Here is a 14,801-nt window from a genome sequence, read left to right as displayed (position 1 = left end):
GAATACGAATAGCCGAATCCCTGGCGGCAATGTGCGCCGCCGCACTGACGAGCGAGGCAAGCCATGAAGCGACGCGACTTTCTTGCAGCCGGTGCGACGGCAGCCGCGGTGGCGGGTACGACGCTATGGCTGCCTCGCGCTGCGCGCGCGCAAGGCACGGCGGCCATGCATCCGGGCACGGCGAGCGGCTACGAGAACCTGCTGATTCTCGTCGAGTTGAAGGGCGGCAACGATGGCCTCAACACCGTCGTGCCGTTTGCCGATCCGCTCTACTACAGCTACCGGCAATCGATCGCCGTGCCGCGCGCCCAGGCGATCCAGCTGGACGAGCGCACGGCGCTGCATCCGTCGCTTGCGCCGCTCATGCCGATGTGGCGCGCGCACGAGCTGGCGATCGTCCAGGGCGTGAGCTACCCGCAGCCCAATCTTTCGCACTTTCGATCGATCGAGATCTGGGATACGGCTTCGCGCTCCAACGAATATCTGCGCGAGGGCTGGCTCACGCGCGCGTTCGCACGCGAGCCGGTGCCGCCCGGCTTCGCCGCCGATGCGCTCGTGCTCGGCAGCGCCGAGATGGGGCCGCTCTCGAACGGCGCGCGTGCCATCGCGCTCGTGAATCCGGCGCAGTTCGCGCGCGCGTCGCGCCTCGTCACGCCGGTCTCGCTCAAGGAACGCAATCCCGCGCTCGCGCATATCCTCGACGTGGAGAACGACATCGTGCACGCCGCCGATGCGCTGCGGCCGCGTCCGGGCAATTACGCGCTGAAGACGGCGTTTCCGGCCGGCGCGTTCGGCGCCTCGATCAAAACGGCCATGCAGGCACTCGCCTCGAGCGACACGCCGCAAGGCGCGCCGATGGCGGGGCGCGGCGTCGCGGTGATTCGTCTGACGCTGAACGGCTTCGATACGCACCAGAACCAGCCGCAGCGTCATACCGACCTGCTGCGCCAGTTCGCGACGGGCATGGCGGCGATGCGCTCGGCGCTCGTCGAACTCGGGCGTTGGGACCGCACGCTCATCGTGACGTATGCGGAATTCGGGCGGCGCGTGCGCGAGAATCAAAGCCGCGGCACCGATCACGGCACGGCTTCGGCGCACTTCGTCGCGGGCGGGCGCGTGGCGGGCGGGCTCTTTGGTCAGGCGCCGCAACTCACACGGCTCGACGGCAACGGCAACCTGCCGGCGGGCGTCGATTTCAGGCAGATCTATGCGACCGTGTTAGGCCCCTGGTGGGGCCTCGACGCGCAGGCCGTGCTGCAGCAGCGCTTCGAGCTGCTGCCGTTGCTGCGCGCGTAGCGCGGCCGCGAGCCCTCAACCGCGCCGCGCGGCGCGCCAGGCGATCCACAGCTTGCGCACCGGCGTGAGCACGATCTGCTGGTGCAGCACCTGGTAGCCTTCGCGCTCGACTTCGTCGAGCAGCGCGAGTTCGAGCGCCGCGAGCGCACGCAGGGTGCGCTGGTCGCGCCGCGCCGAAGCGGGAATCGCGTCGAGCGCGGCCTGGACCGATTCGCGTGCGCGCGAGGTCTGGAACTGCATGAGCTCCGTAAACTCCGCGCTGTAGCGCCGGTTGATGAGATCGGCGGCGGTGACGTTGTAGCGCTGCAGTTCGTCGATGGGCACGTAGATGCGGCCATGGCGCGCGTCGTTGCCGATTTCCGGCACGAACTGCGCGAGCATCAGCGCGTTGCCGAGCGGCGTGGCCCAGTGTGCGGCGTTCTCGCGGTCCTCGTCGGTGCGTGCACTGAGTTGCGCGACGAGCGCGGCGAACGTGCCGCCCACGCCCTGCATGTAGCGGCGCAGGTTAGGCAGATCGAGATAGCGCGCCTGCTCGAAGTCCATCTCGAAGCCGGCGAGCAGCGCTTGCAGTTCGGGATAGACGGCGCTTGCATCGCCGAGATGCGCGGCGAGCGCCTGGGTGACCGGATGCGCGGGTTTGCCCGCGGCGAGCGCGGCCAGTTCCTTTTGCCACCAGGCGAGCTTGGTGCGGCCGACGGTGGGATCGCTCGTTTCTTTCGCGGTTTCCTCGAGTTCGCGGCGCAGCGCGAAGAGGGCGGTCAGGAGCGGCTGGCGCGCAGCGCGGGCCTGACGCAGCGCATAGTAAGTGCTCGAACCAGGGGGCGCCGCCTTTTGCAGGCAGTAGTCGTCGAAGTTCACGGCGTTCGGAGATGTGGGGCGAAGCGGCTCGCGCGGCGGCCAGAGCGCACCGCGACGGTAGAGCCGCGATTCTAGCATCGGCGCGGCTTTCGGCCGGCCCGGCAGGGCGCGCCGGTGCATGGATCGATGCACGCGTCGATGCGCTGACGTGCCCCGTCGCGCACTGTTTTCGGAATGCAGACAAGCGCCAGTCAATCGGTTAGAATCTCGCGCTTGCGCTTTCTGACGCTTAGCTGGACGCGCGCAGCCGGCCCATAATGAAGCATCGCTGCCGGCGGGCGCAGTCAGAAAGCAGGCTGGATTGCGGGCGAGGTGGCCAACACCGCGCCCGGCGTCTCACGAGGACTCGATCAGTCGGCATGTCGCACAGGGTTGTATCGCACGCGTGGTTCGCAGCGGTCCTGCCGAGCGCAAGAAGACAAGCGCAAAGAATTCGCGTGAGTGGCGAAATTGGTAGACGCACCAGGTTTAGGTCCTGACGCCCGCAAGGGTGTGCCGGTTCGAGTCCGGCCTCACGCACCAAAGTAAAAAGGCCATGTACCTTCGGGTACGTGGCCTTTTTGTTTGTGCGCGGCTTGGGCGCGGTCTACGCGAAGTACTCGCGATGGCGGCTTGACGCTGGCCGTCATCTGTTTGGCTTATTGCCTCTGCTCGTTCGGACTGCCTTACAGTTCGCTCTGCATGGCTTCGATCACCTTGTCGAGCGCACGTGCGAGTGCGTCGCGTTCCTTGTCGTCGAGGCTCGCGAAGAGGTCGACATTCCACTTGCGCGCGATGGGCATGACCTTGCGATACAGCGCGCGTCCGTCGGTTGTGAGCGAAACGAGCACGAGGCGTCCGTCCTCCTCGCTCGTGTCGCGCTGCATGAGGCCGCGGCGCATCAGCGCCTCGGCTGCACGGCTTGCCTGGCTCTTGTCGAGATTAGCGTGACGCGCAAGCTCCATCACGGAAAACGGGCCGAACGCCCCCACAGCTGCAATGAGCCGAGCCTCCGGAAGTGTGATGCCGAGCTTCGCCTGGTAGCGTTCGCTCGCGCCACGTTCGGAGAGTTTGTTCAGGACATGCAGCCGATAGGTGAGGAATTGTTCGAGTCCGGCTTTGCTTGCCTTCATGGGAGTCCTGGTCTGGTCGCTTGGGAAGGGCGCGATCGTGTCGCGATTCCATGATTGTTGCCCCATCTTGCGCGCGGGTCAACGCATCCTAACCCTTGTCCAGCGCATCCGATGCGGTGCACGAATCTATTAATCGCTTACTGCGGAATGCGTGATGCGCAGAGGTCATGCGTCTGGCCGCGATCCTGCCGCGCGGATTCCGGCAACGAGGCCGGGGCGGCGGGCCCTGGCCTCGTCTGCCCGGATCTTAGTTGGATGTACGCGCAGCGTATTTGAGGCGGGCGAGCTGCTCGGCTTCGTTGGCGAGCAGGCGTGCGGCGTCGCGGATCGCGGTTTCGAGCGTGATGGGGCCCGGCGCGGGCGAGAAGCAGCCGCTGAAGTGCGCCGCGAGCCGCGGCAGGGCGGCGGCGTCCACGGCGCCCGAGAGCAGCGTGGCCGGCACCCCCAGCGCCGCGGCGTGGCGGCAGGCGATGAACGGCGCCTTGCCGTGCAGCGTCTGGACGTCGGAGCGGCCTTCGCCGGTGATGAGCCAGTCCGCGCGATCGAGCGCTTCGTCCAGACCGATGGTGCGCGCAACGACTTCGGCGCCGGGCTCGAAGCTCGCGCCGAGCATGCGCAGCGCGAAACCCAGGCCGCCGGCCGCGCCGGAACCGGCTTCGTCGCGCACGCGACGGCCCAGCGCCGCTTCGAGCAGGTCGGCGAAACGGCCGAGCGCCGCGTCGAGCGGCGCCACCTGCTCGGGCGTCACGCCTTTTTGCGGGCCGAACACGGCGGTTGCGCCATGCTCGCCCGTGAGCGGATTGTCCACGTCCGACATGCCGACGAACGATGCCTCGCCAAGCCGCGCGTCGAGTCCGGCAACGTCCACGCGCGCCACTTGCGCGAGCGCTTGCGGCGTGGGCTCGATGGGTTTGCCGGCGGCGTCGAAGAGTTGCAGGCCGAGGCCCGCGAGCAGGCCCGCGCCGGCATCGTTGGTGCTGCTGCCGCCGAGCGCCACGTAAAAGCGCCGCACGCCTTCGTCGAGCAGCGCGCGGATCGCTTCGCCCATGCCGCGCGTGCTGCGCGCGTCGACCGGCACGCCCATGCCCACGGGGTCCGTGATGCCGACGATCTCGGCGGTCTCGACGATCGCGCTGCAGTCGTGCAGCAGGCCCACGGCAGCGTCGCGCTTCGGCCCCGCTGCGCCTTCCACGGTCAGCACGCGGCGCTCGCCGCCCATCGACAGCATCGCGTCGAGCGTGCCTTCGCCGCCGTCGGCCATGGGGCGGATGCGGATGTCGGCGTCGGCGCGCACGCGGCGGATGCCCTCGGCGATCGCGGCGGCGACCCCGTCCGCGCTGAGCGAGCCTTTGAAAGAATCAGGAGCAATGACGATAACGGGAGCGTCAGTCGACGAATTCGGCATGGTGTCTCTGCTGGAAGAATTGTGTTGGGAGCGGCTGCGGCCGGCGGGGCGTCCGGCGCGAGCGTAAGCTTAACAGCCTCGCTGCGCGGGCTGGATAACGGCGTTGCGATAGCGCGGATCGGAGCGCATTTCAGGCTCGCAGCGGCTCAAAAGCAGGCCAAAACCGGGTCAACAACAGCCACATAGCACACTCAAACGGCAATTCCAGTGGGACCGGGAAATAGTTTGCTAAAATACTTGGCTCTTTTGACGGAACCGCACCGCAAGCCGCCCGTTTCGGCGCTGTTGAGCGGCGCACGAGGCGCCTGCGTTCAGCTCCAAAGCGGGTTGCTGGACCACATCGGATCCAGGCGGACCGCGGCTCGCAAAGACCACAGATTACTGATTCGCTCGAACAATTTTAGGACGATTGAAGCCATGGCTAACGTTGTTGAAAACCTCGGCAAGCTCGAACGCCGCGTGACGATTTCCCTGCCGAAGGACGCCGTGCAGAAAGAAATCGATTCGCGCATCCGCAAACTCGCGAAGAACGTGCGCATGCCGGGCTTCCGTCCGGGCAAGGTGCCCCTCAAGATGGTCACGCAGCAGTATTCGGGCCAGGTCGAGGCCGAAGTCCTGAGCGACAAGGTCGGCAAGGAATTCTTCGACATCAGCCGCGCCGAGAACCTGCGCGTCGCCGGCCAGCCGAGCTTCGCGCCGAAGTCGGAAGCCGCTGAAGGCGACTACGCGTTCGACGCGACCTTCGAGGTCTACCCGGAAGTGAAGCTCGGCGACGTTGCGACGGCCGAAATCGAGCGCACGACCACGACCATCACCGAAGCGGAAATCGACCGCACGCTCGACATCCTGCGCAAGCAGCGCGTGCACTTCCACGCTCGCGGCGAAGCCGGCGAGCACGGTGACGGCGGCGCCGACACCGCAGCGAAGGAAGGCGACCGCGTGACGGTCGACTTCGTCGGCAAGATCGACGACGTCGCGTTCCAGGGCGGCACCGCGGAAGGCTTCGCGTTCGTGCTGGGCGAAGGCCGCATGCTGCCGGAATTCGAAAAGGCGGCAATCGGCCTGAAGAAGGGCGAGTCGCGCGAATTCGACCTCGCGTTCCCCGAGGACTATCACGGCAAGGACGTCGCCGGCAAGACGGCTAAGTTCACGATCACGATGCAGCAGATCGAGTGGCCGCACCTGCCGGAAATCGACGCTGAATTCGCCAGGTCGCTCGGCATCGCCGACGGCGACCTCGTGAAGATGCGCGCCGAAATCAAGGACAACCTCGAACGCGAAGCGAAGCGCCGCACCCAGTCGATCGTCAAGAACCAGGTGATGGACGCACTCCTGAAGATCTCCGAACTCGACGTGCCGAACGCGCTCGTCGAGCAGGATCAGGAACGCCTCGTCGAAATGGCGCGCGCCGACCTCGCGCAGCGTGGCGTGCCCAACGCCAAGGACGCACCGATCCCGGCCGAAATGTTCAAGGAACAAGCCGAGCGCCGCGTCAAGCTCGGCCTCGTGCTCGCCGAACTCGTGAAGGCCAACAGCCTCGAGGCGAAGCCGGAGCAGATCCGTGCTGAAGTCGACGAATTCGCGAAAAGCTATGAGGACCCGAAGGAGGTCGTGCGCTGGTATTATTCCAACCAGCAGCGTCTGGCCGAAATGGAAGCCTATGTCGTCGAATCGAACGTCGTCGACTTCGTGCTCGGCAAGGCCAAGGTGACGGACAAGCAGGTTAGCTTCGAAGAACTGGCAAGCGCGACGGCGCAGGCTTAAAACTGCCCGCTACGGCGTGCCGGCTGTCGGAGCGACCGACGGCCAGCACGCCGTTTTTGTATCCGCAGGTTTTAGCCATGCTGTCCGTGTGGTTGATTTAACCGGGGTCCGTCGCCATACGGGTATATAGAAGAACTTTTCCAGACAAGGATGCACCGCATGACCATTCGCGCTCAATCGCTGGATACGTTGACCTCCCACTCGTCGCGGGACTTCGACCCGCAGGCGCTCGGCCTCGTGCCGATCGTCGTCGAAACGAGCGGCCGCGGCGAACGTTCCTACGACATTTACTCGCGCCTGCTCAAGGAGCGCGTGGTGTTCCTGGTCGGCGAAGTGAACGACCAGACGGCCAACCTCGTGGTCGCCCAGCTGCTGTTCCTCGAAAGCGAAAACCCGGACAAGGACATCAGCCTGTACATCAACAGCCCGGGCGGCTCGGTGTCGGCCGGCATGGCGATTTACGACACGATGCAGTTCATCAAGCCGGACGTTTCGACCCTTTGCATGGGCCTCGCGGCCAGCATGGGCGCGTTCCTGCTGGCGTCGGGCGCCAGGGGCAAGCGTTTTGCGCTGCCGAACTCGCGCGTGATGATTCACCAGCCGCTCGGCGGCGCGCGCGGCCAGGCTTCGGACATCGAAATCCAGGCTCGCGAAATCCTGTACCTGAAGGAGCGCCTGAACCAGTTGCTCGCGCACCATACGGGTCAGCCGGTCGAGCGCATTGCGCGCGACACGGATCGCGACAACTTCATGTCGGGTGACGACGCCCAGGCCTACGGTCTCGTCGACCAGGTCCTGCACAAGCGTCCTTGATCTGCGCGAGCGGTTTTGCGCGTCCGACCCTGCGAAGGGCGCGCAGGCCGTGACAAAGGCAACGTAAAGGAACAGCTCGGCCCCCGTACAAAAGGGGATAGCCGACGCCGCGCAGACCTTGTGAAATAATCGGCAAACGCGCTTCGCGGCCTGCGGCCCCCAACGCCGTCACAGCAAGCGGTTCACGCACCCTCCGGCCTCGCCGGGGGAAACGGCGTATCATGTAACAGAGTGTCCGGAGGCTCATTTATCCATGGCGGACAAGAAAGGTTCTAACAGCGAGAAGCTGTTGTATTGCTCGTTCTGCGGCAAGAGCCAGCATGAGGTGAAAAAGCTCATCGCTGGTCCGTCGGTATTCATCTGCGATGAATGCATCGACTTGTGCAACGAGATCATTCGCGACGAAGCCGCCGGTGCGGGCGTCGACGCGGCGCTGTCGCGCTCGGACCTGCCGAGCCCGCAGGAGATCCGCGACATCCTCGACCAGTACGTGATCGGGCAGGAACGCGCGAAGAAGATTCTCGCAGTGGCGGTGTACAACCACTACAAGCGTCTGAAGCACCTCGACAAGAAGGACGACGTCGAACTCTCCAAGAGCAACATCCTGCTGATCGGGCCCACGGGCTCGGGCAAGACGCTGCTCGCGCAGACGCTCGCGCGCCTTCTGAACGTGCCGTTCGTGATCGCCGACGCCACCACGCTGACCGAAGCCGGTTACGTGGGCGAAGACGTCGAGAACATCATTCAGAAGCTGCTGCAGAACTGCAATTACGAGGTCGACAAGGCCCAGCGCGGCATCGTCTATATCGACGAAATCGACAAGATCAGCCGCAAGTCGGACAACCCGTCGATCACGCGCGACGTCTCAGGCGAGGGCGTGCAGCAGGCGCTGCTCAAGCTCGTCGAGGGCACGATGGCTTCGGTGCCGCCGCAGGGCGGTCGCAAGCATCCGAACCAGGATTTCATCCAGGTCGACACGACCAATATCCTGTTCATTTGCGGCGGCGCGTTCGACGGTCTGGAAAAGGTCATCACCGACCGTACGGAAAAGACCGGCATTGGCTTCGGCGCGAGCGTGAAGAGCAAGCAGGAGCGCGATACCGGCGAAGTGCTGCGCGAAACGGAACCGGAAGACCTGATCAAGTTCGGCCTGATTCCCGAGCTGATCGGCCGTCTGCCCGTGGTCGCCACGCTCGGCAAGCTCGACGAAGCCGCGCTCATGAAGATTCTGGTCGAGCCGAAGAACGCGCTCGTCAAGCAGTATCACAAGCTCTTCAACATGGAGCGCGTGGAGCTGGAAATTCGCCCGGCTGCGCTGCAGGCCGTCGCCCGCAAGGCGATTCGCCGCAAGACGGGGGCTCGTGGCCTGCGCTCGATCCTGGAACAGGCATTGCTCGACGTGATGTACGAGCTGCCGGCCATGAAGGGCGTGAGCAAGGTCATCATCGACGACAACGTGATCGACGGCGACGGCAAACCGCTGCTGATCTACGAAGACGCTCCGAAGGTTGCAGGGTCGAACTGATGGTGGTGATCGGCTAAAGAGTTCCGGAAAAGGGCCGTTCATACAATGGGATGAACGGCTTTTTCGTTTAATCTTGTGGTCGATGGCGCACTATTTTGGAGTCACTGAACTTTTCCCACACGCGCGAGGCTTGCAATCGGTATCTCAGGCCTCAATTACCGAACAATTGATTCCACTCATGGGGAAATGAAATGTCAGGAACCCAACTCCTCCCGCCGGAACGCACCACGCTCCCGCTGCTGCCGCTGCGAGACGTCGTAGTCTTCCCGCATATGGTGATTCCCCTTTTCGTGGGCCGACCGAAATCGATCAAGGCCCTCGAAGCGGCTATGGAAGGCGGCAAGCACATCATGCTCGTCGCGCAGAAGACCGCCGCGAAGGATGAGCCGACCGAAAAAGACATGTATGAAGTAGGGTGTGTCGCCAACATCCTGCAAATGCTCAAGCTGCCCGACGGCACCGTGAAGGTGCTCGTGGAAGGCCTGCAGCGCGCGAAGACGCTTTCCATCGAAGAGCAGGAAACGCAGTTCTCGTGCGAAGTGATGCCGCTCGAACCGGACCACGCCGACAGCGCAGAAACCGAAGCGCTGCGCCGCGCGATCGTCTCGCAGTTCGACCAGTACGTGAAGCTCAACAAGAAGATCCCGCCGGAGATCCTGACGTCGCTGTCGGGCATCGACGAGGCCGGTCGTCTTGCCGACACCATCGCCGCGCATCTGCCGCTCAAGCTCGACCAGAAGCAGCACATCCTCGAGATGTTCCCGGTCGTGGAGCGTCTGGAGCACCTGCTCGCGCAACTCGAAGCCGAAATCGACATTCTCCAGGTGGAGAAGCGCATTCGCGGCCGCGTGAAGCGCCAGATGGAAAAGAGCCAGCGCGAGTACTACCTGAACGAGCAGGTCAAGGCGATCCAGAAGGAACTGGGCGAAGGCGAAGAGGGTGCGGATCTCGAAGAACTCGAGAAGCGCATCACGGCTGCGCGCATGCCCAAGGAAGCCAAGAAGAAGGCCGACGCCGAACTCAAGAAGCTCAAGCTGATGTCGCCGATGTCGGCGGAAGCCACCGTGGTGCGCAACTATATCGACACGCTGATCGGCCTGCCGTGGCGCAAGAAGAGCAAGGTCAACAACGACCTCTCGAACGCCGAAGCCGTGCTCGACGAAGACCACTTCGGTCTCGAGAAGGTGAAGGAACGCATTCTCGAGTATCTCGCGGTGCAACAGCGCGTGGACAAGGTCAAGGCGCCGATCCTGTGCCTCGTCGGGCCTCCGGGCGTCGGCAAGACCTCGCTCGGGCAGTCGATTGCGCGCGCAACGAACCGCAAGTTCGTGCGCATGGCGCTGGGCGGCGTGCGTGACGAAGCCGAGATCCGCGGCCACCGTCGTACGTACATCGGTTCGATGCCGGGCAAGATCCTGCAGAGCCTGACCAAGGTCGGCGTGCGCAATCCGCTCTTCCTGCTCGACGAAGTCGACAAGATGGGCATGGATTTCCGCGGCGATCCGTCGTCGGCGCTGCTCGAAGTACTCGATCCGGAACAGAACCACACGTTCGCCGACCACTACATCGAAGTCGACTTCGACCTCTCCGATGTGATGTTCGTCGCCACGTCGAACTCGCTGAACATCCCGCCGCCGCTGCTCGACCGGATGGAAGTCATCCGCCTGTCGGGTTACACGGAAGACGAGAAGGTCAGCATCGCCCAGCGTTATCTGCTGCCGAAGCAGAAGAAGAACAACGGGCTGAAGCCGGGCGAGATCGAGGTGACCGAAGGCGCGATCCGCGACATCATTCGCTACTACACGCGTGAAGCGGGCGTGCGTTCGCTCGAGCGCGAAGTGTCGAAGATCTGCCGCAAGGTCGTGAAGATGCTGCTGCTGAAGAAGGCCGACAAGGCCGTCACGGTGGACAGCGCCAACCTCGACACCTTCCTCGGTGTGCGCAAGTACGACTTCGGTCTGGCCGCGAAGGAAAACCAGATCGGCCAGGTCACGGGCCTCGCGTGGACGGAAGTCGGCGGCGATCTGCTGACGATCGAAGCGGCGGTCATGCCCGGCAAGGGCAACGTGATCCGCACGGGTTCGCTCGGCGACGTCATGAAGGAATCGGTCGAAGCGGCACGCTCGGTGGTGCGTTCGCGTTCGCGTCGTCTCGGCATCAAGGACGAAGCGTTCGAGAAGCAGGACATCCACATCCACGTGCCGGAAGGCGCAACGCCGAAGGACGGTCCGTCCGCAGGCGGTGCGATGACGACGGCGCTGGTGTCGGTGCTCACGGGTATTCCGGTGCGCGCCGACGTGGCGATGACGGGCGAGATCACGCTGCGCGGCGAAGTGCTGCCGATCGGCGGGCTGAAGGAGAAGCTGCTCGCGGCGCATCGCGGCGGCATCAAGCTCGTGCTGATCCCGGAAGAGAACGTCAAGGATCTCACCGAGATTCCGGACAACGTGAAGAACTCGATCGAAATCGTGCCGGTCCGCTGGATCGACAAGGTGCTCGAACTCGCGCTCGAACGTGTGCCGCAGCCGCTGCCGGAAGAAGAAGTGAAGGCCGAGGACGCCAAGGCGCCCGTGGCCGAATCGAAGGATGCCGCCGCGACGGAAGTCGTCAAGCACTAAGCCTTCGGTACCCCTTCAGTACCCCTTCAACAGGCCGCGCTCCTGCGCGGCGCGTTGGACCCCAGAAAGCCCGCGGCATGCTCCGCGGGCTTTTTATTTGCGTCACGATTCTTGACGTTGTGATGACAACCAGTGGTCTTTTCCGCCATTTCCCACTTGTTCGAATACTCCTTCGAATAATCCCTCAAATCCCGCGCCGAATCAGGCTCAACCCCGCTTGACACGGCACTATCGGCCCCGTTAAATGGGCGGGCCCCGCGCTATGGCGGGGACGTCTATCCAATAAGTTGACCTTCTTTCTTACGTTTACCCAAACACATTCTCGGGGGCTGGAATGAATAAAACGGAACTGATTGACCATATTGCGCAACAAGCCGACATTTCGAAGGCGGCTGCGGGACGCGCACTCGACGCCGTGATCGGCGGCGTCAAAGGGACGCTCAAGAAGGGCGGCTCGGTTACGCTCGTCGGCTTCGGCACGTTCGCCGTCGGCAAGCGCACGGCGCGCACGGGCCGCAATCCGCGGACCGGCGACGCGATCAAGATCAAGGCGGCGAAGGTGCCCAAATTTAGGCCTGGCAAAGCGCTGAAGGATGCGCTAAACTAGCGGGCTCGCTACCTGATGGGTAGCGCAGCAGAAGTCGCAGCACTGGAAGCAGCGCAGGAAAGCATGAAGCTGGGTGCTTAGCTCAGTTGGTAGAGCGGCGCCCTTACAAGGCGTAGGTCGGGAGTTCGAGCCTCTCAGCACCCACCACAGCTTCGGTTCCGGTACGTAGCGCACCGCACGGAGCGGTAGTTCAGTTGGTTAGAATACCGGCCTGTCACGCCGGGGGTCGCGGGTTCGAGTCCCGTCCGCTCCGCCAAGGATATCTCGACAAGAAGGCGAACTCCGGTTCGCCTTTTTTGTTGGCCGCTGTTGTAATATCGGGCGTTCCATTTTTTGGCGCCCTCAACGTCTGGTCACGCATGCTCGACTTTTTCCGCAATCACAAACGCCTGATGATGTTCATGCTGCTCCTGGTCGTCCTGCCAGGGCTGGGCTTCGTCGGTATTCAAGGTTTCCGCGGCTTCTTCGATGAAAGCGCGAACGTCGCAAGCGTCAACGGGCACAAGATCACGCGTGCCGAGTATGACAACGCCGCGCGCCAGCAGCTCGACCAGGCCCGCCAGGTCCTCGGCGCCCAATTCGACGCGAGCATGTTCGACACGCCCCAGCACCGCAAGGACATCCTCGACGGTCTGATCCAGCAGCGCGTGCTCGTGGACGAAACGCAGCGCCTGCATCTCACCGCCTCGGACGACGCCGTGCGTCGCGCGCTGCTCGCCGACCCGGTGATCTCGTCGCTCAAGAATCCCGACGGCTCGATCAATCTCGACCAGTACAAGCAACTGCTCGCCATGCAGGGCATGACGCCCGAGCAGTACGACGAGCGCGTGCGCTATAGCCTCTCCATGCAGCAGCTGCCGGCGTCGATCATCAGCAGCGCGTTCACGCCGAAGGCGCTCGCGCAGCAGCTCACGGGCCTTTCGGAGCAGCAGCGCGAAGTGCAGGGCCTCGCGTTCCACGCGAGCGACTATGCGCCGAAGGTGCAGCCGACCGACGCGCAACTGCAGGCGTACTACGACGCGAACAAGAACGCTTTCGCCACGCCGGCCACGGCGCAGATCCAGTACCTCGTGCTTTCGGCGGCGACGGTTGCCGCCGGCGTGCAGCCGAGCGACGCCGATCTCAAGAAGTACTACGACGACAACATCGCGCACTATCGCACGCAGGAAGAAGTGCGCGCGAGCCACATCCTGATCACGGTGCCGAAGGACGCGAGCGCCGACGTGCGCAACGCCGCGAAGCAGAAGGCCGAATCGATCCTCGCCGAAGTGAAGGCGCATCCGGATCAGTTCGCGCAGATCGCGCAGAAGGAGTCGCAGGACCCGGGTTCGGCCTCGAAGGGCGGCGACCTCGGCTACTTCGGCCCCGGCATGATCGCGGGCGGCCAGGCGTTCGACGCCGCGGTCTTCAAGCTCAAGAAGGACGAGATCAGCGACGTGATCCAGTCGGACTTCGGCTATCACATCGTCAAGGTCACGGACCTGAAGCCGGCGGTCACGAAGCCGTTCGACGACGTGAAGGCGCAGATCACGAACGACGTGAAGGCGCAGCAAGCCGCGAAGCTGCTCGCCGACGCGAGCGATGGTTTCACGTCGGTGGTCTACGAGCAGGCCAAGAGCCTGCAGCCGGCCGCGGACAAGTACAAGCTGACGATCCAGACGGCCACGGTCACGCCGAAGCCGAATGCCGCGCTGCCGCCGGATAGCCCGCTGAACAACCAGAAGTTTCTCGCCGCCGTATTCGCGAGCGACTCGGTGAACCAGCACAACAACACCCAGGCGATCGACGTCGGCAACAACACGCTGATTTCGGCTCACGTGACGAACTACCAGCCGGCCGCCGTGCCCGCGTTCGCCGCGGTCAAGGATGCGGTGCGCCAGAAGGTGATCGCGCAGCAGGCCGCCGACATGGCGCACAAGGACGGCGAGGCGAAGCTCGCGGAGCTGCAGAAGTCGAAGTCGACCGACGGTTTCTCGTCGGCGCTCAAGGTGTCGCGCAACGACGCCCAGGGGTTGCCGCCCAGCGCGCTGTCCGCCGTCTTCAAGGCCGATTCGCAGAAGCTGCCCGCTTACGTGGGCGTGGACCTCGGCAACGACGGCTACGCGATCTACCGCGTGAACAGCGTGACCAACGGTCCGGCCGCAGAAGGCCCGCGCCTGGCCGCCGCGCAGCAGCAGCTGGCCCAGGTGGACGGCCAGTCGCAGGTGCAGTCGTACCTCGACGCGCTGCGCGAGCGCGCGAAGGTGAAGCTCTACGGCTCGCTCAGTTCGGCCAGCCAGTCGGGCGACGGCGACGGCGCCCAGTAAGCCCGACCCGCATCAGCCTGCCGGCGTCGAGAGCCGGCACAAAAAAAGCCCCGCGAAACACTGCGGGGCTTTTGCGTTCTGGCGAGCGCGAAATCAGAGGCAGGCGCTGATGTCGCTGGTGGCGTCTCCACCGGCGCCGCCGCCGGAGCGGAAGCCGACCCACGTCTTCGCGCTGGCGCTCCACGCCGGGCGTACCGTTGCCGCTGCGCCGTTAGGCGGCTGCTGGCCAGGGACGTAGACGTCGACAGCCTGGCCGTTGGCGAGCACGGACTGCGAGATGACTTGCTGCTGCGACTTGTCGGACCATTTTTGTGCGATGCATTGCGCAACCGTTGCAGGCGGTTGCTGGCTCGTGCCGACGGACTGCGCTCCGCTCGGCATTGGCTGATTGGCGCAGGCAGCAAGTGCTGCCGTAACGACAATGAGAGGTAAATATTTCACGCTTCTTCCCTCCAGTCAGGGTCGGTCGGATTCAGACAGCGAAGCTTCGCGGGCTC

At 64.3% G+C, this 14,801-nt stretch carries 10 protein-coding genes, 3 tRNA genes and 1 pseudogene; 10 read left to right on the top strand and 4 right to left on the bottom strand.

Annotation, left to right across the window (positions count from 1 at the left end):
• Window positions 1-63: 63 nt before the first annotated feature.
• Window positions 64-1,296, top strand: coding sequence for a DUF1501 domain-containing protein (locus AB4Y35_RS13780; protein ID WP_368704786.1), 1,233 nt, complete (start codon window positions 64-66; stop codon window positions 1,294-1,296).
• 15 nt (window positions 1,297-1,311) lie between these two features.
• Here AB4Y35_RS13780 and AB4Y35_RS13775 read toward each other — a convergent pair whose 3' ends face one another.
• The gene (locus tag AB4Y35_RS13775; RefSeq protein WP_368705401.1) at window positions 1,312-2,154 is read right to left on the bottom strand and encodes a squalene/phytoene synthase family protein; all 843 of its coding nucleotides are present in this window, start codon (window positions 2,152-2,154) and stop codon (window positions 1,312-1,314) included.
• A 435-nt stretch (window positions 2,155-2,589) separates the two neighbouring features.
• On the opposite strand from AB4Y35_RS13775, the gene AB4Y35_RS13770 reads away from it, so the two are divergent.
• Window positions 2,590-2,676, top strand: a tRNA-Leu gene (locus AB4Y35_RS13770).
• Window positions 2,677-2,819: 143 nt separating this feature from the next.
• Here the strand turns inward: AB4Y35_RS13770 and AB4Y35_RS13765 are convergent.
• Window positions 2,820-3,266 carry a MarR family winged helix-turn-helix transcriptional regulator gene (locus AB4Y35_RS13765; protein ID WP_254314023.1) on the bottom strand — a complete coding sequence of 149 codons (447 nt, stop codon included), beginning with the start codon at window positions 3,264-3,266 and terminating at the stop codon, window positions 2,820-2,822.
• 247 nt (window positions 3,267-3,513) lie between these two features.
• Complete coding sequence (locus tag AB4Y35_RS13760) at window positions 3,514-4,671, bottom strand: glycerate kinase (RefSeq protein ID WP_368704785.1); 1,158 nt, start codon at window positions 4,669-4,671, stop codon at window positions 3,514-3,516.
• Window positions 4,672-5,088: 417 nt separating this feature from the next.
• Here AB4Y35_RS13760 and tig point away from each other — a divergent pair, with 417 nt between their 5' ends.
• The 8 genes and pseudogenes from tig (at window position 5,089) to AB4Y35_RS13720 (ending at window position 14,304) form a co-directional block, all read left to right on the top strand.
• On the top strand, window positions 5,089-6,435 hold the full coding sequence (gene tig, locus AB4Y35_RS13755; protein ID WP_368704784.1) for a trigger factor: 1,347 nt from the start codon (window positions 5,089-5,091) through the stop codon (window positions 6,433-6,435).
• A gap of 159 nt (window positions 6,436-6,594) precedes the next feature.
• Window positions 6,595-7,248 (top strand): ATP-dependent Clp endopeptidase proteolytic subunit ClpP, encoded by a 654-nt coding sequence (gene clpP, locus AB4Y35_RS13750; protein ID WP_042269587.1) that lies wholly within the window; start codon window positions 6,595-6,597, stop codon window positions 7,246-7,248.
• 253 nt (window positions 7,249-7,501) lie between these two features.
• Window positions 7,502-8,773, top strand: coding sequence for an ATP-dependent Clp protease ATP-binding subunit ClpX (gene clpX, locus AB4Y35_RS13745; protein WP_028216418.1), 1,272 nt, complete (start codon window positions 7,502-7,504; stop codon window positions 8,771-8,773).
• Window positions 8,774-8,964: 191 nt separating this feature from the next.
• Window positions 8,965-11,391 carry an endopeptidase La gene (lon, locus tag AB4Y35_RS13740; RefSeq protein WP_368704783.1) on the top strand — a complete coding sequence of 809 codons (2,427 nt, stop codon included), beginning with the start codon at window positions 8,965-8,967 and terminating at the stop codon, window positions 11,389-11,391.
• A gap of 316 nt (window positions 11,392-11,707) precedes the next feature.
• Window positions 11,708-11,998 (top strand): annotated as a pseudogene (locus AB4Y35_RS13735) (HU family DNA-binding protein); the annotation flags it as partial.
• Window positions 11,999-12,069: 71 nt separating this feature from the next.
• Window positions 12,070-12,145: transfer RNA gene (locus tag AB4Y35_RS13730), tRNA-Val, on the top strand.
• A 32-nt stretch (window positions 12,146-12,177) separates the two neighbouring features.
• A tRNA-Asp gene (locus AB4Y35_RS13725) sits at window positions 12,178-12,254 on the top strand.
• A gap of 103 nt (window positions 12,255-12,357) precedes the next feature.
• Window positions 12,358-14,304 carry a SurA N-terminal domain-containing protein gene (locus tag AB4Y35_RS13720; RefSeq protein ID WP_368704782.1) on the top strand — a complete coding sequence of 649 codons (1,947 nt, stop codon included), beginning with the start codon at window positions 12,358-12,360 and terminating at the stop codon, window positions 14,302-14,304.
• Between the two features lie 93 nt (window positions 14,305-14,397).
• Here AB4Y35_RS13720 and AB4Y35_RS13715 read toward each other — a convergent pair whose 3' ends face one another.
• Window positions 14,398-14,745 (bottom strand): hypothetical protein, encoded by a 348-nt coding sequence (locus AB4Y35_RS13715; protein WP_368685984.1) that lies wholly within the window; start codon window positions 14,743-14,745, stop codon window positions 14,398-14,400.
• Window positions 14,746-14,801: the final 56 nt, after the last annotated feature.

The sequence above is a fragment of the Paraburkholderia sp. EG286A genome, from assembly GCF_040965375.1.
In the GTDB taxonomy this organism is placed as follows: domain Bacteria; phylum Pseudomonadota; class Gammaproteobacteria; order Burkholderiales; family Burkholderiaceae; genus Paraburkholderia.
The sequence above is the reverse complement of the archived record's forward strand: the minus strand, read 5'-3'. Positions and strand labels throughout refer to the sequence as shown.